The sequence below is a fragment of the Salinisphaera sp. SWV1 genome, from assembly GCF_052044155.1.
Lineage (GTDB): Bacteria > Pseudomonadota > Gammaproteobacteria > Nevskiales > Salinisphaeraceae > Salinisphaera.
Genome location: NZ_JBQDYE010000003.1, coordinates 131,436 through 150,147, shown reverse-complemented (window position 1 = coordinate 150,147; position 18,712 = coordinate 131,436). Strand labels below are relative to the sequence as shown.

Sequence of the window (18,712 nt, the reverse complement as noted above, 5' to 3'; positions counted from 1 at the left end):
GCGGCCGGGGTCAACGGCGTGCGTCGATATCCACCACGCGAACCCGGCCATTTTCCAGAAGTTTCACCCGATAGTAAGGCCCGCCCGGTCCGTGTTCCAGTATCACGTTGAGCACGCGCCCGCCGAAGCGGTGGCGGGCGCGTTGCGCGGCCTGCTCCGGCGTGATCGCCGGGCGTTGCCGTTTCTCGCTGTTCTGGCGCTGTTGCCGGCGACGGTCGTTGTCGCCATGCGGGCCGTTGGCGTGGTCCGGCCGGGCATGAAAGTCGGTTCGCAGCAGCAGGCTGGCGTCGCCGCGCGGCGGGGTCGAACGGGTCGCCGGATCGGCCGCCGCGTTGACCGCATACGCAAGCAGCGCCAGCGCGCACATCAGCACATAGGCCAACTCGCGCGGGCCGATCGACCGCTGCATCATGCCGACGCGCCGGGCCGGGCATGCGGGCGGACGATGCATCAATAGCCCGATTGCTGGCGTTGTCGACACTGCTGGTAACGATTGTCGGCCATGCGGTTGGCGTTCCAGTTGCCCGCGGCCACACCGGCGGCAGCCCCGGCGCCGGTGGCGATATCCTGGCCGGTACCGCTACCGAACTGATTGCCGACCAGCCCGCCGAGCGCGCCACCGAGCGCTGCCTGTCCCAGCGGGCTGGTCAGACTGCGCACGAGCACATTGCGATTATCCGGAGCGTTGGCGCAGGCATAACGCCCGCCGGGCACGGCGTTGAATATCGGATCCACCTGCGGGCCGTTCCGTGTGGCGCAGGCGGCCAGAGCGAGTACGGCACCGATCAGAGCCGTCGACAGGATGGGGCGGAGCGAATTGCGCATGGTCGAGCCTCGTTTCGACGCGAAAATACAAGGCCAGCGCTGAATCGATCCTGAAGCGAGGTCGTGGTCTCGTTGTCGTCGGCAACCGGCAGCGGCCGTTCCCGCCGGCCGGTCCGGGCGCCCCGCCAGTGAGCGCCGCGCGATCTCGTATGTCGCCGTCACAGGCTCTACACTGCGCGCCATGGAGATCGCGGGTTATCGTTTCCCCAATGCACTGGCGCTGGCACCGATGGCCGGGGTGACCGACCGCGTGTTCCGGCGCCTGTGTCGCGGCTTCGGCGCGTCGCTGACGGTAGGCGAGATGGTTTCGGCTCGCACGGAATTGCGCGCTACCCGCAAGTCGCGGCTGCGGCTGGATTTCTCGGGCGAGCCCGCGCCCCGGGTCATCCAGATTGCCGGAGGCGATGCGACCGATCTGGCCACGGCGGCGCGTATCAACGCCGACGCCGGGGCCGACATCATCGACATCAATATGGGCTGCCCGGCCAAGAAGGTCTGTCGCAAGGCGGCCGGCTCGGCGCTCATGGCCGATACCGACAATGTGGCCCGGATTCTGGAGGCCGTGGTGGCGGCCTCGCCGGTACCGGTCACACTGAAGATGCGCACCGGCATCTCGGCCGATCGAATCAACGCGGTCGCCATCGCGAAGCGGGCCGAGCAGGCGGGCATTGCCGCGCTGGCCGTACACGGGCGAACCCGGGATCAGCATTATCGCGGGGTAGCGGAGTACGCCACCATCGCGGCGGTCGCGGCCTCGGTTTCGATTCCGGTCTGGGCCAACGGCGATGTGGATTCGGTCGATCGCGCGCGCGAGGTGCTGGCGGCAACCGGCGCCGACGGCCTGATGATCGGGCGCGCGGCCGGTCGCCGCCCATGGCTGTTTCGTGAGCTGGCCGCCGCCATGGCGGGCAGGGTGGCGGTCGCGCCGGATCTGGCGGACGAGGCCGAAATCGTTCTGGGGTTGATCGAACAGGTGCACGATTTCTACGGTGAACAACAGGGGGTGCGGGTGGCCCGCCGGCACATCGGCTGGCTGTGCGAGCGCCGCGCGCCGCATCCGGCCCTGTACATGGATCTGATGACCGCGGCGAGCGCGGCGCGCCAGATCCGCCTGATCGAGCGTTACTTCGACGCGGCGGCTGCCGTGGCCTGGCGCGATGTGAGTTGATCCAGATCAGGTCCCGAGTGCCGGACCGGCGTTAATCTGGTGGTATGCCCGGCACTCGATCGGGTCGTGTCCGGATCACGCAGGGAACACTGCCATGAGCTACAAGAGTCTGATCATTGCCATCACGGAGGTCTCGCTGGATCGCGCCGCGATCAATCAGGCCGCCGCGCTGGCCGCGCGCTTCGACGCCCACCTGACCGGCTTGTACGTCTACGAGCCGCCGTATTATCGCTACCCGTTGGCCTACCCGAATATCGCCGATGTCGATCCCGAGGCCGCCAGCGGCCGGGATGAAGCGACCCTGGCGGCTCGCGAGGCCTTCGAGGCCGCCTGTCGGGCGGAAGGCGTGGAAACCAACGAATGGCGTTTCGTGCGGGGGGAAACGCTGAATACGCTGGCGCTGCATGCGCGTTATGCGGATGCACTGGTCATGAGCGGCGGCGATCTCGCGGCGCGGCTCGCGATCGTGTCGTCGCGCCCGGTGATCGCGGTGCCGGAAGCCGACCGGGACCGACCCCTGGGCCAGCGCATCATGTTGGCCTGGAACGCCAGCCGCGAGTCGACCCGGGCCGCGACGGCGGCGCTGCCGCTGATGGCGCGCGCCGAACAGGTGTGCGTGCTGGTGATCGATCCGGATGGCTCTGCCCATCGCCGCCTGGGCGACAATCCCGGCGCCGACATCGCGTTGTATCTGGCGCGGCACGGCATCGAGGCCGAAGTGCGTCTTGCGGACAGCGACAGTGTCGGTGTGGCCGATACGCTGCTCACCGAAGCGATCGAGATGAACGCCGATCTGGTCTGCATGGGCGCCTACGGCCACTCGCGGCTGCGCGAACTGGTGCTGGGCGGGGTGACGCGGGATGTGATCGACGCGCCGCCCCCGGTGCCGTTGTTGCTGGCGCACTGAGCCCGGCCTGCCCGCGGGCGGCGCCAGCCGCGCATCAATGTGCGTCTGGCGTCTCCCGTGCGGCCAGCTGGCTGCGCAGCGTGCGGATTTCGTCGATCAACTCCAGCGCCAGTGCGATGCCCGAGGCGTTGAGGTCGAGATCCTGTGCCAGCCGGCGCGCGGTGTGCACGCGCGGCAGTTGCGCGATGGCGAAGCGCCACTGGCGTTCGCGCGGCGCGACCGGATCGAGCACGCCATGCTCGACCAGCAGGGCGACCCATTCCGCATGGACGCCGCAGGACCGGCAAAGTTCGGCGAAGGTCAGTGTCTCGCCATGGTCGACGAGCTCGCAGGTCAGCGTATAGCGCGTGTCTTGCATGTCAGACCCCCAGTGTCTTGCGGGGATTGAAGTCGCTCTCGCGCGCCAGGCGCTCGTAGAGCGTACGGGTCTCGTCGTCGAGGCGTTCCGGCAATACGATCTTGAGGATGGCGATCAGATCGCCCGGCGTCTTGCCCGGCATGCCGCGGCCTTTCAGACGCAGTCGCCGGCCGGCGTTCGAGCCGGCCGGAATCTTGAGATCGACCGGCCCGGCCGGCGTCGGGGTCTTGACCGTCGCGCCGAGCGCGGCTTCCCAGGGGGCAACCGGCAGCTCGAGGATCAGGTTGCGGTCGTCCAGACGGAACAGGGGATGGGGGCGGAATTCGATCTCGAGATACAGGTCGCCAGCGTCGCCGCCACCGAGGCCGGGCATGCCCTGGCCGCTCAGCCGGAGCTGCTGGCCGGCACGCACGCCCTTGGGGATGTTCACCCGCACGGTGCGTTCGCGGTTGACGACGCGGCCTTGCGCATCGACTTCCGGCACGCGCAGCGACAACATTTTCTGCCCCCCCTGAAACGCGTCCTCCAGATCCAGCGCGATGCGAGCGGTCTGGTCCTGGCCGCGCATGGCGCCTCCTGCGGAGGCCCCGGGGCCCCGGTTGCTCGCGGCCCGGAATCCGCCGCGGCCGAAAAGGGATTCGAAGAAATCGCTGAAATCGCCGGCATCGGCACCGGTATAACCGCCGCCGTGAAAATCGAAGTTCGATTCCCAGCCCGGCGGTGGCTCGAAGCCGGCCCCGTCGTCGCCGGGCGCGCCCGCGCGCGGGCCGCCGCCGCGGCCGAGCTGGTCGTAGGCGGCGCGTTTTTCCGGATCCTTGAGCACCTCGTAGGCTTCGTTGGCCTCGCGGAACTTCTCGGCGGCGCCTTCCTCGCTGCTCACGTCCGGATGATACTTGCGGGCGAGCTTGCGGTAGGCCCGCTTGATGTCGTCTTCACTGGCGTCGCGCTCGACGCCGAGAATCTTGTAATAGTCCTTGTATTCCATAGGCCCGGATACGACTTTCGGCGTGGATACGATGGCTCGATTATAGGCCGGTGGCGCGGTCCTGTGGACCCGGGCCACCGGCGTTTTCAGGCACCGATCAGCGTGGGCACGGGCAGGCGTCGCAGCATCTCGTAGGTGGTGCCGCCGAGGAAGAACTCACGCAGCCGCGAGTGGCCGTAGGCCCCCATGCACAACAGGTCGGCGCCGCGTTCATCCACCTGCGCACACAACGCCTCGGCGACCGATCGCCCGCGGCAGCCGACCCGAGAGATGTCGACGGATACGCCGTGGCGGGCCAGATAAAGCGCGATATCGGCACCGGGCTCCTCGCCGTGCGGCGACACCCAGGCATGGTTGTCGTCGACCACGAGCAGAGTCACCGACTCGGCATCCTGCAGCAGCGGCAGGGCGCCGCTGATGGCGCGCTGTGCCTCGCGCGACGCATTCCAGGCGAGCACGACATGTCGGCCGAGGTCGGCGAACGGTGCATCGCTGGCCGGCAGGACCAGTACGGGCCGGGCCGAAGCCTGGGCGACGAGGGCGGCGGTGTCGGCGCTCGTATGGTCACGATCGGACGGCGCCGGGCGGCCGAGCACGACCAGATCGTGTGTCCGTGCTTCCTCGGCGATCAGGTCCGCGGTCTGGCGCCCGGCCAGGTCCGCCGTGCGATAGCGCCAGTCGTGGTCGGCCACATGCCGCGCCTCGACGCGTTCGGCGAAGGCGCGAGCCAGGTCCGTATCCCGGTCGCGCGCGGCCGCGTCGTCCTCGGCGACCACGGTCGGTGACGGCGCCACCGGATACTCGCCGGTGGCGACATAGCTGTTGTAGGTCGGGACATGGGTATGCAGCCCGGTGACATGGGCTCGCCAGCGCGCTGCCAGGACGGCGGCAGTGTCGGTGAACACGGCCTGGCTGGGCGTGTCCTGGACATGGGCGAGAAGGCTGGCGTAGCGCATGACGGGGCGTTCGGTTGGGGGTCTATCGGCGTCATCATGCCATGCGCGCCCCGGCTGACGATTGACCTGAATCAAGCGCCCTCGGGCGGCGCCGGCAAGACCGCACCGACTTGATCTGTGTCAACCCGCCCGGGCGGTCACGGGCCTAGATTCGCTCCCGGATTCATTCGACCAAGGGAGTACATCATGCACAGAAATACCTGGATCGGCGCCGGTGCGGGGCTGGCGCTCGTGCTGGGCGCGAGCGCCGCGAATGCGGCCCCCGTCTGGCACGCGGGCGACGTGATCGTGCGCGGCGGCGCCAGCGCCGTGGTTCCCGACGAACAGACCCACCGTAAATCCGGCACGCTGGCGCCGGCGCTGGCGGGCACCCATGTCGCGGTCGGCAACGACGTGAAGCCGAGCGTGACACTGGCCTACATGATCACCGATCACATCGACGTCGAATTGCTGGCGGCCTGGCCGTTCAAGCATGACGTGAAGTTGCAGGGCGGCGCGCTGGGCGGGACCGATCTCGGCTCCATCAAGCACCTGCCGCCCACGCTGAGCTTCGATTATCACTTCGAGACCGGCACGCCGTTGTCGCCCTATGTCGGCGTGGGCGTGAATTACACGCTGTTTTTCGACGAGCATGTTCACCGTCAGGCGGCCGCCGCGGGGGTGACCGGGCTCGATCTGAGCAATTCGTTCGGCCCCGCCGCCCAGGTCGGCCTGGATTACCGGATCGGCGATCACTGGCTGGTGAACGCCAACGTGCGCTACATAAGCATCGATACCAATGCGCACGTCGACACCGCCGGCGGCGGGCACACCAAGGTGAACCTCGATATCAATCCGTGGGTGTACACGGCAGCGGTGGGCTATCGCTTTTAAAGGATGAGCGGGTACCCGGGCGACTCCGGATCGGGCAGAGCCACGATCCGGAGCGCCCTGCGGGCCGGTCGGGTTATTGGTCGGCCACCCAGGCGCCGCGCGTGGCCCATGCTTCCAGCGCGTCGAAATCGAGAACCGCGACATCCGCACGATCCACGGCGATGATCCGGCATTCCTGCAGTCGGCGCAGTACGCGGCTGACGGTTTCGATACGCATGCCGAGAAAGTTGGCCAGATCGGCGCGCTTCATCGACAGGCGGATCGGCGAGGCCGGCAATCCGCGCATCTTCCTCCGCCGCGACAGGCTCAGCAGCAGCGTCGCGATCCGGCCTTCGCTGCTCTTGCGGCCCAGAGTCAGCAGAAGCTGCTCGTCATCGGACAGGGCATGGCTCATCAGGCGCATGAGCTGGCGGCGCAGGCCGGGCACCTCGTCGACCAGGTGATCGAGTTGATCGAACGGAATGCGACAGATCTGGCTGTCCTCGAGTGCAGTCGCCGTGCAGTGGTGAACTTCATCGCCCATGCCGTCCAGGCCGAGCAGATCGCCGGGATAGTAGAAGCCCATGATCTGTTCCAGGCCTTCGGCGTCGATCATCGAGGTCTTCATGGCCCCCGAGCCCACCGCGTACAGGGCGCTCAACCGGTCGCCCTGGGTGAACAGTTCGGTGCCGCGGGCCAGCGGCCTGCCGACATCCACCAATGTTTCCAGGCGCTGGATATCGCCCGTGCCGAGCCCGTAGGGCAGGCACAAATGCGCCAGCGAGCAGCGGCCGCAGGCCTGCTGGACGTCGTCAAGATGTCGGAATGTCGCCGGCATGTACGGCTCCGGTCGACGGTGGGAGGGATAGCCCATCACTGTACCCAAAAATTCGTTCGGATCGGAGGTGTCCAGTCCACCATCATGTTGTGCGCGTCAGATTGATGATTGATCCAGATCAACGCTGTTGATCGGGTGACCGATTAGTGTGGCCCCCGTCTGCTTCGACCGGCGGCTCGGCCGCACCGCATGATGAGCCATTCCGCTGCCACGCCCACGCTTGTCTGGTTGAAATCCAACCGGGCGCATATCCGTCGCCCGGTCGCGATCACGGTCGGCCTCGGCCTGGCCGGCGGCCTGCTGCTGATCGTTCAGGCGAGCGTGCTGGCGCATCTGGCCAATGCGGTGATTTTCGACGGCGCGGCATTGCCCGCGCTGGTGTGGCTGCTGGCCGGGCTGGCCGCGATCGTGCTGGTGCGGGCCGGGCTGGTCTATTTGGCGCAACAGGCCGCCTTTGCCGCCGGGCGTGCCATCAAGACCGAGATCCGGGCCCGGCTGGTGGCCCGGCTGGCCGGGCGCGGCATCGTCTGGCAGCGCAGCCAGGCCACCGGCGATCTGGTCAACACGCTCAGCGACGGGGTCGAGGCACTGGAAGCCTACTATGCCCGCTATCTGCCGCAGAGCGCGCTGGCCGCGCTGGTGCCGTTGGCGATTCTTGCCGTGATCGCGCCCATCGACTGGATCTCCGGGCTGATCCTGGTGGTGACCGCGCCGCTGATCCCGGTATTCATGATTTTCATCGGGCGCGGCGCCGAAAAGCTCAACCAGCGCCAGTGGCGGCGCATGGGGGTGTTGTCGGGGCATTTCCTGGACGCGTTGCAGGGGCTGACCACGCTCAAGCTATTCAATCTCGGTGCGCGCGAAGCCCGGCTGATCGCGAAGCTGTCGGATGAATACCGCCTGGCCACGATGCGCGTGCTGCGGCTGGCGTTCGTGTCGTCGCTGGTACTCGAATTCCTGGCCACGGTCAGCATCGCCATGGTGGCGGTATTGATCGGGTTTCGTCTGCTCTGGGGCGATATCGGCTTCACCTCCGGTTTCCTGGTGCTGCTGCTGGCGCCCGAGTTCTATCTGCCGCTGCGCAACATGGGCACGGTCTACCACGCGCGCATGGAAGCCATCGGCGCCGCCGAGGGGATCGTCGCCCTGCTGGATGCCCCCGTCGATGCGAATCCGGGCAGCCGTTGCGACGGGCTGGTGGCCGGGCGCGCGCCGGCTGTCGTGCTCGATGCGGTGTCGTACGCCTACCCGGACGGCACCCAGGCGCTGACCGGTGTGGATCTGTCGATCGCGCCGGGCGAGACGGTGGCCATCGTCGGCGCCTCGGCGGCGGGCAAGAGCACGCTGGCACTGGTGCTCATGGGGCTGCTCGCGCCGACAACCGGCCGCGTCACGGTGGATGGCATCGATCGCGCGACGTTGGCCCCCGACTACTGGCGGCGTTGGTGTGCCTGGGTACCCCAGCAGCCGCGGTTGTTCCATGGCAACGTGCGCGACAACCTCACGCTCGGCGCGATCGAGGTGCCGGACGATGTCCTGTGGCAGGCACTGGAGCGTGCCCAGGCGCGGGCGTTCGTGGCCGCGCTGCCGGACGGTCTCGATACGCCGATCGGCGAACGCGGGGTGCGCTTGTCCGGCGGCGAAGCCCAGCGGCTGGCCATCGCCCGGGCGTTCGCGGCCGCCGCACCCTTCGTGGTGGTCGACGAAGCCAGCGCGCATCTGGACGCCCCCAACGAACAGGCGCTGACGGCGGCGCTCGGCGAGCTGGGCGCGGATCGCAGCCTGGTGGTCATCGCGCATCGTCTGGCCACCGTCCGCGAGGCCGATCACATCGTGGTGCTGGATGCCGGCCGGGTGGTCGAGACCGGCCACCATGAGGCGCTGGTGGCGGCCGGCGGGCGGTATGCCGCCATGCTCGCGGAGGGCCGGCATGAGTGATCTGCGCTGGTGGCTGCAACTCGCCCGGCCGTATCGCGGGGCGTTTGCGCTCGGCGTCGTGCTCGGCATTGTCACGGTCGCCTCCAACATGGCGTTGCTGGCCGTTTCCGGCTGGTTCATTGCCAGCATGGCGGCGGCCGGGCTGGCCGCCGCCGACATGAATTACTTCACGCCGGCCGCGGCCATCCGCGGCCTGGCGATCGCGCGCACCGGCGGACGTTATCTGGAACGGCTGGTCACCCACGACGCCACGTTGAAGCTGCTGACTGGCCTGCGGGTGTGGTTCTACCGCCAGGTCGAGCCGTTGTCGGCGCATCAGTTGTCCGGCCTGCGCAGCGGCGATCTGCTGGCCCGCGTGCGGGCCGATATCGACACGCTGAGCGCGGTCTATCTGCAGTTGATTCTGCCGGTGACCGTGGGCGTGGTCTGTGTGGCGGGGGCGGTCGCGGTCTGGGCCTGGTACAGCGTGGCGGTGGCCCTGGCCAACCTGGCGCTGCTGCTGATGGCCGGGGGGCTGTTGCCGTGGTGGGTGGCACGCGCCGGGCGCGCGCCGGGGGCGCAGTCGGTGGCGATCGCCGCCCGGCTCAAGGCCCAGCTCGTGGACATGGTCGAAGGTCTGGGCGAATTGGTGGTGTTCGACGCCTTCGCCGCGCGTGAATGCAAGGTCGCCGCGTTGACCGCGGCCCATCTGGACAGCCAGGCGCGTCTTTCGCGCCTTACCGGGCTCGGCCAGGCCGGCATGCTGCTGTTGATCAATGCGGCGGTACTGGCCTCGATCGGGCTGATCGTGCCGGCGATTCGTACCGGCGCGGCGGCGCCGATCGATTTCGCGCCGGTCGTGCTGCTGGTGCTGGCGAGCGTCGAGGCCGTGACCCAGATGCCCGCGGCCTGGCAGGCGCTGGGCCAGCTCCAGGCCGTAACCCGCCGGCTGCGCGCCTTCGAGTCGCTGCGTCCGGCCATCGTCGAACCCGAGACGCCGCGGCCGGCGCCGGTCGATCACCGTTTGGTGTTCGAGCATGTCTTCGTCCGCCACGCGCCGGATACACCCTGGGCACTGGCTGATGTATCGCTTTCGATCGCACCCGGTGAGCGCGTCGCGATCGTCGGCGCCAGCGGGGCGGGCAAGAGCAGCCTGGTGCATTTGCTGACCCGGATGACGCTGCCCGAGCGGGGTCAAGTGACTTGGGGCGGCGCCCCCGTGACGGCGTATCGCAGCGCCGATCTTCGGGCCGCGATCGCGCTGGTGCCGCAACGTATCTACCTGTTCCACGCCACGGTGACCGACAACATCGCCGTGGGCGACCCGGACGCCGACGAAAACGCGATCATCGCCGCCGCGAGGGCCGCCGCCATTCATGACGAAATCATGGCGTTGCCCGAAGGCTACGCCACGCTGGTCGGCGAGGAAGGACTGCGCCTGTCCGGCGGCCAGATCCGCCGTATCGGTATCGCCCGCGCGCTGCTGCGCGACGCCCCGGTGGTGATCATGGACGAGCCCGGCGAAGGGCTGGACGGCGCCACCGGCGCGCGGCTGTGGTCCGCGGCCGCCGCCCGCCTGTCCGGCCGGACGCTGATTGTGGTGTCGCATCAGCCGGAATGGGTGGCCCACTGCGAGCGCGTGATCGTGCTCGATCGCGGGCGGGTCGTGGGCGACGGCGCGCCGGGCGATCTGGCCGAGACCTGTGCCGAATATCGTCGTCTGACCCGTCCGGGTTATCGCCTTGATTCAGATCAACGACCCGCCGCCGGGACCCTTTTAACCTTGCCCTGAACGGCCGCTGTCTGGCCGGGCCGCCTTGATCGGAGACGTGACCGATGCACTCCCTGGATACTGTTGTCGACCTATCGCGCTGGCAGTTTGCTGCCACCGTGCTCTACCACTTCATATTCGTGCCGCTCACCCTCGGGCTGAGCATGCTGCTGGCGGCCATCGAGACGGTGTATGTCATCACCGGTCGCTCGATCTACCGCCAGATGACACACTTCTGGAGCAAGCTGTTCGCGATCAACTTCGCGCTCGGCGTGGCCACCGGGCTGACCATGGAGTTCCAGTTCGGCACCAACTGGTCGACCTATTCGCACTTCGTGGGCGATATCTTCGGCGCGCCGCTGGCCATCGAGGGCCTGATGGCGTTCTTCCTCGAATCCACGATGGTCGGGTTGATGCTGTTCGGCTGGGGCAAGCTGTCGCGCGGCAAGCATCTGCTGGTGACCTACATGGTCGCACTCGGCTCGAACCTGTCGGCGCTGTGGATTCTGATTGCCAACGGCTACATGCAGTCGCCGGTGGGGTCCACGTTCAACCCCGCCACCATGCGCATGGAGTTGACCAGCTTCACCAATCTGGTGTTCAACCCGGACGCCCAGGCCAAGTTCGTGCACACCAGCATCGCCGGCTATCTGACCGCGGCGATGTTCGTGCTGGGCATCAGTGCCTTCTACATGCTGCGCAAGCGCCACATCGAGCTGGCCAAGCGCTCGTTCCGGATGGCGGCCCTGTTCGGTATTTTCGCCAGTATCGCGGTGATCTGCCTGGGCGATGCGCTCGGCTTCATCAACGGCGAGGACCAGCCGACCAAGCTGGCGGCGATGGAAGGGCTGTGGAAGACCGCGCCGGCACCGGCGGGCTTCAACGTGATCGCCTGGCCCAACCAGGCGGCACAGAAAAACGAGTTCGAGCTGCAGATTCCGTATCTGCTCACGCCGCTGGTCACACACAGCTTCAGCAAATCGATCCCCGGCGTGGACGATCTGGAAAAACAGGCCGCGCAGCGTATTCGCAACGGCATCCCCGGGCTGGTGGCGCTCAAGACCCTGCGTGAGCACCCGAACGACGCGGCCGCCCGCGCCCGGTTCAATGCGCACAAGGACGATCTCGGCTATGCCCGGCTGGTCCAGCGCTACGCGCCGAACGTCGCCCATGCCACCGATGCCCAGATCGAAAAAGCCGCGCGTGACGCCATCCCGCCGGTGGCGCCCGTGTTCTGGAGCTTCCGGATCATGGTGGCCGCCGCGTTCTTGATGCTGGCCTTCCTGATCCTGGCGGTGAATTATTCGCTGCGCGGCACGATCGCCGACAAGCGCTGGTTCCTCAAGGTCGCACCCTGGATGATCCCGGTCCCCTTCATCGCCAACGAGGCGGGCTGGCTGGTCGCGGAGCTCGGACGCCAGCCCTGGACGGTCTACGAGCAGCTGCCGACCTGGGTTTCGGCCTCGACCCATTCGGTCGGCTACATGATCTTCTCGCTGACCGGCTTCGTGCTGCTGTATTCGATCTTCATCGTCATCGAGATGTTCCTGATGGTGAAGTACATCCGGCTCGGGCCGGACGATCCCGACGACGGCCATGGCCAGACTGAGCCGGCCACCCCACCCCGCATGTCGCAGTGGAGCGAGGCATAAATCATGGATGCGTATGTTGTACTCAAATTGATCTGGTGGGCGCTGCTCGGCGTCCTGCTGATCGGCCTGGCCGTGATGGTGGGCATGGACATGGGCGTCGGGGCGGCACTGCGCTATTTCGGGCGCACCGATGGCGAGCGGCGTGCGGCGATCAACATGATCGCCCCGCACTGGGACGGCAACCAGGTGTGGTTCATCCTGGGCGGCGGCGCGGTGTTCGCGGCCTGGCCGACGATCTATGCCACCGCGTTTTCCGGCTTGTATGTGGTCATGCTGCTGCTGCTGTGGGCGATGATCGTGCGGCCGCTCGGCTTCGAATACCGCAGCAAGATGCCCAGCATGGGCTGGCGCAATCTGTGGGACTGGACATTGTTCATCTCCGGCGCGGTGCCGATGATCGTGTTCGGCGCGGCCATGGGCAACATGCTCGAGGGCGTGCCCTTCCACTTTTCCTGGGACATGGTGTCGTACTACACCGGCAGCTTCATCACGCTGTTCAATCCGTTCGCGATTCTGTGCGGGCTGGTGTCGCTGGCGCTGGCGCTGTATCAGGGATCGACCATGATCATGGGCCGCGGCGAAGGCGTGATCCGTGAGCGTGCGATGCGCCTGGCCACGGTCAGCGGCCCGGCCGCGCTGGTGCTGTTCACCATCGGCGGCGTCTGGGTCGCATTCATACACGGCTATGTGATCACCGCGGGCGCCGATCCGGGTGGGGCCGCGCTCCCGTTGAACAAGACGGTGGTTCGCGAAGCCGGCGCCTGGCTGCATAACTACGGCGCCGTGCCGGCGCTGTGGGCGATCCCGGGGCTGGTTTATGTCGCGATCGTGGCGGGCGTTGTTGCCGCGCGCCGCGGCGCGGCGATCGTCGCCTGGTGGGCGGGGGCCGTCGCCTGGGCGGCGACCATCGGCACCGTGGGCGCGGCCATGTTCCCGTTTCTCATGCCGTCGTCGAGCAACCCGAGCCAGAGCCTGACGGTCTGGGATGCGTCATCCAGTGCCGGCACGCTGGGCTGGATGCTGGTGTTCACGCTGATCTTCGTGCCGATCATCCTCGTCTACACCAGCTGGGCGTTTTACGTGATGCGGGGCAAGGTCACACCGGCCTCGATAGAAAACGACGACCACGCCTACTAGGAGAGCGTCATGAAAACCGTATTGCAACTCATCTTCTGGTTGCTCGTGGCCTTTGTCGCCCTGTTCCTGGCCATCGTGCTGGGCGAGCGCGGCGCCTGGTACCTGGCCTGGGTGCTGGGCACGGTCATGATCATCCTGATTGCCGTGGCCGGCACGGTCATGCTCGATGCGCGCTATGAGGACGAGCCGCTCGAGTAAAACGAGAGGGGAGAGGCAGGGGCTGCCGAGGCGTGGGGCAAAACCTTGGCGGGCCCCAAAAAGGGAGCGGGAGAACGCCGGGCGACCGCCCGGCGTTTTTTTTGTCCGTTGTGCCTGCGCTCAGACCGCGCCACCGCCGCCGGCGGGCGGGCCGCCCATGCCGTAGATGGCCGCGCCGCCGATCAGCCAGGCGATCAGCAGCTGGATGACCCAGCCGATCACCACTACGCCGATCGCGCGCCAGGTGTTGTCGTAGTCGAGTGCCTGGCGTACCGCGACGATCATGGCGACCAGCATCCAGATCGAAACCACCAGCGCGACCAGGCCGCCGAGCACCGGCACGATCTCGAACAGGCGCAACAGGCCGGGTGAGGCGGCGAAGCCCATGGTGCGCAACAGTTGGCCGATATCGGCCTCGGTCTGGGCCTGCGGCAGCATCTTGGTGCCGACGAACCAGACAATCACCGCCCAGATCACCCAGCCCAGCAGCGCCCCCACCAGCGCCAGGATCAGGCCGCCGAAACCGGCGTGGCCGAGCGCGCCGATGCCGGCCGCGATCGAGGCCAGGATGACGACACCGGCGGCCTGCCCGGTGGCCGCGCTGTCATGTTCGACTTCCTCGTAGATCGGCACCTCAAGCCTGGCGGCGCCGACCATGCGTTCAATGAATCCACTCATGTAATGATCTTGGTTTGCGTGAACGCGTCACAGCGTGGCGCAAACCGTCGGTGAAGACCAGCCGGCCCGCGTGACCGCGGGCCGCCCCGGCCGCGGCAATTCTCGATTGCCCTGTCCGCGACAGCCGCTTACGCTAGCAGCACATGTTTCGATCAGGGTGACCAGCCTGCGCGCTCTATTGCTCATCAACCGCGAATCGCGCCAGGGCGAGGCCAATGCGCGGGCTGCGGTCGAACACCTGGCCGCGCGCGACGTCGACGTCGTCGAGGCCCGCTTCGACCGGCCGGACCACGTGCCGGCCGCCATCCACCGCCAGGCGGGGGATGTCGATGTGGTGGTGCTCGGCGGCGGTGACGGGACGCTCAATCTGGCGTCGAAGGCGATGCTGGACTGCGGCAAGCCGATGGCCGTGCTGCCACTCGGCACCGCCAACGATTTCGCCCGGACGCTATTGATACCCACCGATCTGGCCGCAGCCTGCGACAACGTGGTCGACGGCATCGATCATGGCATCGATCTGGGCCAGTGCAACGACGTCTATTTCCTTAACGTCGCCAGTATCGGTCTGGCCGTGCGGGCTTGTGAGTACCGCTCCGATACGGCCAAGAAATGGCTGGGTTCTCTCGGCTACGCCACCAATGTTTTCTCCGCGGTGCGGGATACCGAAGCCTTTCGGGCCGAAGTCCGTTTCGAGGGGCGCAGTGAACATCTCGAATCGATTCAGATTGCCGTCGGCAACGGGCGCTATTTCGGCGGAGGGCTGGCGGTGGCCAGCGACGCCGCGCTCGACGATGGCCGGCTTGATCTGTATAGCCTCAAGCCGCAGCCGCTGCCCTCGCTGATCGCGATGCTGCCGGGGCTGGTGCGCGGGCCGCACAAGGCCATGCAGGGCGTGCAGCTGTTCGAGAGCACGGCGTTCGAGATTCACACCGAGCAGCCGATGGCTATCAACACCGATGGCGAGATTCTCACGGCCACGCCCGCGACCTTCCGGGTGTGGCCGCGGGTGCTGACCGTCAAGGTGCCGCGTGCGTACATTGATCGTTACGGTCGCGCCAAGCCGGCCTCGGCCGCGTAGGTGTCCGGTGACGCGTGCGCCCGAACGATTCACCGATGCCGAGGCGCTGGTCGACTGGCTGATCGGGCGCGTCGGTCGCAGGCTGTGTGTGGGTGCGCCGTTGGGGCTGGGCAAGGCCGCGACACTCATGAACGCGCTGTATCGGCGCGCCTGTGCCGACCCGGCCATTGATCTGACCTTCATCACGGCGCTTTCACTGGATGTGCCCGAGCCGTCCGGCGATCTCGAACGCCGGTTGATGGGGCCGATCGTCGAGCGCGTGTTCGGCGACTATCCGGGGCTGGATTATCTGCGCGATCTCAAGCGCGGCGCGCTGCCGGCCAACGTTACCGTATCGGAGTTTTTCTTCCAGCCCGGCGCCATGCTCGGCAACACCTATGCCCAGCGCCATTATCGCTCGGTGAACTACACCCACGCGGCGCGCGATCTGCTCGATGCCGGGGTGAACGTCCTTATGCAGATGGTCGCGCCCGGCATTCGCGATGACGAAATCTCGTTGTCGTGCAACACCGATGTCACGCTGGATCTGATGCCGGTCGTCGAGCGCATGCGCGAGGCCGGCACCGCGCCGCTGATCGTCGGCCAGGTCAACCGCCGGTTGCCGACCATGACCCGCAGCGCGCTGGTGTCCAGCCGCCGGATGGATGCATTGTTCGAGGGCCCTGCCGCCGACTTCAAGCCGTTCGGCGCGCCGGCCGCGCCCGTGCCCGACGCCGATTACGCCATTGCCGCACGCGTGGCGGCGCTGGTGGCCGACGGCGGTACGCTACAGATCGGCATCGGCAGTCTGTCCGATGCCATCGCCTATTGCCTGGCGCTGCGCCACAACGACAATGCCCGCTTTCGCCGGCTGATCGGGCGCATGCCGGCGACCGCCGCCGAACACGTCCTGGTCGATCGCCATGCCGGTCGGGGCGTGTTCGAGCGCGGGCTCTATGGCTGTACCGAAATGCTGGTGGATGCCTATCTGCAGCTGCATCGCGCCGGGGTGATCAAGCGCGCGGTCTACGACGACCTGACCGTCCAGACCCTGCTCAACGCTGGCGCCATCGACGAGGCCGTCGGTCCGCGCACGCTCACCGCGTTGCAGGATGCCGGCGCGATCGATGGCCAGCTCAGCGCGGATGATGTCGCGTATCTGAAGTCCATCGGCGTGTTTCATGCCGGGGTGGTGTGGCTGGACCGGCACCTGTCCGCTGGCGACCACGAGCCGCCGATCGCGGCGAATCTGGCTGATCGCGACGCCCGGAGCGAGATCGAGGCGCGTTGTCTGGGCACGCATCTGGCCGGGGCGACGCTGGTCCACGGCGGTTTCTTTCTCGGGCCGAACGACTTCTATCAACGCCTGCGCGATCTCGACGCCGACACGCGCGAGCGTTTCCACATGACCAGCGTCGGCGAGATCAATCATCTGTACGGCCACGAGGCGCTCAAGCGCGCCCAGCGCACCGACGCGCGCTTTATCAACACCGCGCTCAAGGCTTCGCTGGACGGCGCGGTGGCGTCCGACGGCCTCGAGTCGGGGCAGGTCCTGTCCGGCGTGGGCGGGCAATACAATTTCGTGGCGCAGGCGCACGAACTGGCGGGCGCGCGTTCGATTGTCTGCGTACGCGCGGTGCGGTCGGGGGCGAGCGGGCCCGAATCCAACATCGTGGCACGCTACGGCTACAACACCATCCCGCGCCACCTGCGCGACATCGTGGCCACCGAGTACGGCGTGGCCGACCTGCGCGGCAAGACCGACGAAGACGTCGCCATCGCCCTGATCGAAATCGCCGACGCCCGTTTCCAGGACGAACTGCGCGCGGCCGCGGTGGCCGCCGGCAAGCTATCGCCGCGTTATCGCATCCCCGCGGCGGCCCGGGCCAACATGCCGGCGGCCGTGCATGACTGGCTGGCCCCGGATCGCCGCGAAGGCGGCTTTCCCCAATATCCCTATGGCTGCGATTTCACCGATATCGAGCGGGCGCTGATCGGCGCGCTGCGCTCGTTGCGCTCGGCCCCGCCGGCCCGGCTCGTCGCCGTGGTGGCCCGCAACGCGCCCAGGCTGGGCCGCGCGCATGCGGCGGCCGTCCCGTATCTCGAGCGGATGGATCTGGATCGGCCCAGGGATTGGCGCGAGCGCTGGCAGGCCCGCCTGGTGACGATGGCGCTGCTTGAATCCGGTGCCATCGACGGCCACTGAGGCCGATCGCGACACGCGCTTCAATCGCCCGGGCCGTTGCCGCGGGCAGGACCGACGGTGAAGCGTTCCGCGCCGATCAGCTGGCCGTCGTCGGTGACCACGGCGACCCGCCAGTGGCCGGCGGGGTTCGGGCCGAGCGAGGTCTTGTGGCTCCAGGTCCGGAAACCGTTGTTGCGTGTGCCGCCGCGGATATGCAGCGGGATCCGGCTCACCACCTTGCCGTCATGCGACCACACATGCAGCACCTTCTGGTGCAGACCGCGCGGCGCCTTGATCGCCGAGAACGCATACAGGCCGTTGGCCCGCAGTTGGGCTACGGTGAAATGATGCCGGTCCGGTCCGGGTTGTCGATTGGCGGTGTCCATCCGGGTGGTGATGGCCATGTGCTTGGCGTTGAGCGTGGCCGGCGGGATCCAGAAACGTGCCATCCAGGCGCCGCCGCCGAGCGCGACCGACAGGCCGGCGAGTACGAACCAGCGCGACCAGTGCCGGGCCCGCAGCACATCGTTGAAACTGGGCAGGGCGCAGACCCCCATCACCGCGGAGGCGAGCGCGATGGAGTTGCCCGTGGTCAGGGACAGAATGATCGGCCCGCCGGCCAGGATGGCCGCGAACAGCGTGAAGGCGTGGTAGCCGAGAAACAGCCAGCGCCGGCGCGCGATGACGTCGTAATACAGCGGATCGATCGCCGAGGCCACGGCGGCGATGACGATCAGCCCGGTGAATACGCATTGCGCCGACTGCCAGGTGGTGGTGGTCAGGAAAAACGGCAGGACGAAGAACAGCGTTTCCTGGTGCAGCACCTGGGCGGCATAGCGCACCAGGATCTGCGGTACACGCTCGCCGACGAAGCGGGCCAGAACGCGACACAACAGACCTTCGAACAGCAGCGCCAGCCAGCCCAGCAGCATGAGGGCGGTCAGCCACTGGGCCAGGGCGTTTTGGCGCTGGATGAGAAAATAGCTGCCCAGGCCGATCGCGAACGACGCCACGGGTACCAGGCGTCGGAACCGATAGGCCAGCTGCCCGGCGCGGCTGTTCATTACGCGCGCGATCAGCTGATCGGTGCGGCTCGCCGGGACGGTGGTTGCAAGCGCGGAATCGGAACGCGACACGGGCGGCGAGGGCTCGTCGGCGGGCGGCGAAATCAACGCGTCATCATAGCAGCGGCGCGCGGCGGCAACGACTTACGCGACACGCGCATGGG

Annotated in this window: 18 protein-coding genes; 10 read left to right on the top strand and 8 right to left on the bottom strand. The window is 67.6% G+C overall.

Annotation, left to right across the window (positions count from 1 at the left end):
- Positions 1-10: 10 nt before the first annotated feature.
- A complete protein-coding gene (locus tag ACS8YF_RS02725) occupies positions 11-412 on the bottom strand; it encodes a PepSY domain-containing protein (protein ID WP_440848681.1) in 402 nt (133 codons plus the stop codon).
- A 38-nt stretch (positions 413-450) separates the two neighbouring features.
- Positions 451-825 (bottom strand): glycine zipper 2TM domain-containing protein, encoded by a 375-nt coding sequence (locus tag ACS8YF_RS02720; protein ID WP_440848680.1) that lies wholly within the window; start codon positions 823-825, stop codon positions 451-453.
- A gap of 181 nt (positions 826-1,006) precedes the next feature.
- On the opposite strand from ACS8YF_RS02720, the gene dusB reads away from it, so the two are divergent.
- Positions 1,007-1,993, top strand: a complete 987-nt coding sequence (dusB, locus tag ACS8YF_RS02715; protein ID WP_440848679.1) for a tRNA dihydrouridine synthase DusB — start codon at positions 1,007-1,009, stop codon at positions 1,991-1,993.
- Positions 1,994-2,087: 94 nt separating this feature from the next.
- On the top strand, positions 2,088-2,900 hold the full coding sequence (locus ACS8YF_RS02710; protein ID WP_440848678.1) for a universal stress protein: 813 nt from the start codon (positions 2,088-2,090) through the stop codon (positions 2,898-2,900).
- 34 nt (positions 2,901-2,934) lie between these two features.
- Here ACS8YF_RS02710 and ACS8YF_RS02705 read toward each other — a convergent pair whose 3' ends face one another.
- The 3 genes from ACS8YF_RS02705 to ACS8YF_RS02695 all read right to left on the bottom strand — a co-directional run bounded on the left by ACS8YF_RS02705 (position 2,935) and on the right by ACS8YF_RS02695 (position 5,199).
- The gene (locus ACS8YF_RS02705) at positions 2,935-3,258 is read right to left on the bottom strand and encodes a chaperone modulator CbpM (RefSeq protein WP_440848677.1); all 324 of its coding nucleotides are present in this window, start codon (positions 3,256-3,258) and stop codon (positions 2,935-2,937) included.
- A 1-nt stretch (position 3,259) separates the two neighbouring features.
- Positions 3,260-4,243, bottom strand: a complete 984-nt coding sequence (locus ACS8YF_RS02700) for a DnaJ C-terminal domain-containing protein (RefSeq protein ID WP_440848676.1) — start codon at positions 4,241-4,243, stop codon at positions 3,260-3,262.
- Between the two features lie 86 nt (positions 4,244-4,329).
- A complete protein-coding gene (locus tag ACS8YF_RS02695) occupies positions 4,330-5,199 on the bottom strand; it encodes a universal stress protein (protein ID WP_440848675.1) in 870 nt (289 codons plus the stop codon).
- A 186-nt stretch (positions 5,200-5,385) separates the two neighbouring features.
- On the opposite strand from ACS8YF_RS02695, the gene ACS8YF_RS02690 reads away from it, so the two are divergent.
- Positions 5,386-6,072 carry an OmpW/AlkL family protein gene (locus ACS8YF_RS02690; protein WP_440848674.1) on the top strand — a complete coding sequence of 229 codons (687 nt, stop codon included), beginning with the start codon at positions 5,386-5,388 and terminating at the stop codon, positions 6,070-6,072.
- Positions 6,073-6,145: 73 nt separating this feature from the next.
- On the opposite strand, the gene ACS8YF_RS02685 is transcribed toward ACS8YF_RS02690, so the two are convergent.
- Positions 6,146-6,889, bottom strand: coding sequence for a helix-turn-helix domain-containing protein (locus ACS8YF_RS02685; RefSeq protein ID WP_440848673.1), 744 nt, complete (start codon positions 6,887-6,889; stop codon positions 6,146-6,148).
- 192 nt (positions 6,890-7,081) lie between these two features.
- Between ACS8YF_RS02685 and cydD the strand changes: the two genes are divergently transcribed.
- Genes cydD through ACS8YF_RS02660 form a run of 5 tightly spaced genes read left to right on the top strand, consistent with a single transcriptional unit; the run spans position 7,082 to position 13,564 of the window.
- Positions 7,082-8,827 (top strand): thiol reductant ABC exporter subunit CydD, encoded by a 1,746-nt coding sequence (cydD, locus tag ACS8YF_RS02680; RefSeq protein ID WP_440848672.1) that lies wholly within the window; start codon positions 7,082-7,084, stop codon positions 8,825-8,827.
- Positions 8,820-10,598 (top strand): thiol reductant ABC exporter subunit CydC, encoded by a 1,779-nt coding sequence (cydC, locus tag ACS8YF_RS02675; protein WP_440848671.1) that lies wholly within the window; start codon positions 8,820-8,822, stop codon positions 10,596-10,598. The genes cydD and cydC overlap by 8 nt, the downstream gene beginning before the upstream one ends.
- A gap of 44 nt (positions 10,599-10,642) precedes the next feature.
- Positions 10,643-12,229 carry a cytochrome ubiquinol oxidase subunit I gene (locus tag ACS8YF_RS02670; RefSeq protein ID WP_440848670.1) on the top strand — a complete coding sequence of 529 codons (1,587 nt, stop codon included), beginning with the start codon at positions 10,643-10,645 and terminating at the stop codon, positions 12,227-12,229.
- A 3-nt stretch (positions 12,230-12,232) separates the two neighbouring features.
- A complete protein-coding gene (cydB, locus tag ACS8YF_RS02665; RefSeq protein ID WP_440848669.1) occupies positions 12,233-13,366 on the top strand; it encodes a cytochrome d ubiquinol oxidase subunit II in 1,134 nt (377 codons plus the stop codon).
- Positions 13,367-13,375: 9 nt separating this feature from the next.
- The gene (locus ACS8YF_RS02660; RefSeq protein WP_424822102.1) at positions 13,376-13,564 is read left to right on the top strand and encodes a hypothetical protein; all 189 of its coding nucleotides are present in this window, start codon (positions 13,376-13,378) and stop codon (positions 13,562-13,564) included.
- A gap of 120 nt (positions 13,565-13,684) precedes the next feature.
- Here ACS8YF_RS02660 and ACS8YF_RS02655 read toward each other — a convergent pair whose 3' ends face one another.
- Entirely contained in the window at positions 13,685-14,242 is a 558-nt protein-coding gene (locus tag ACS8YF_RS02655; protein ID WP_440848668.1) for a YIP1 family protein, read from the bottom strand.
- A gap of 157 nt (positions 14,243-14,399) precedes the next feature.
- Here ACS8YF_RS02655 and ACS8YF_RS02650 point away from each other — a divergent pair, with 157 nt between their 5' ends.
- Entirely contained in the window at positions 14,400-15,320 is a 921-nt protein-coding gene (locus tag ACS8YF_RS02650; RefSeq protein WP_440848667.1) for a lipid kinase, read from the top strand.
- A 7-nt stretch (positions 15,321-15,327) separates the two neighbouring features.
- Entirely contained in the window at positions 15,328-17,505 is a 2,178-nt protein-coding gene (locus ACS8YF_RS02645) for an acetyl-CoA hydrolase/transferase C-terminal domain-containing protein (protein WP_440848666.1), read from the top strand.
- A 20-nt stretch (positions 17,506-17,525) separates the two neighbouring features.
- Here ACS8YF_RS02645 and ACS8YF_RS02640 read toward each other — a convergent pair whose 3' ends face one another.
- Positions 17,526-18,620: a DUF5924 family protein gene (locus tag ACS8YF_RS02640; protein ID WP_440848665.1), complete on the bottom strand. Its 1,095-nt coding sequence runs from the start codon at positions 18,618-18,620 to the stop codon at positions 17,526-17,528.
- Between the last annotated feature and the right edge of the window lie 92 nt (positions 18,621-18,712).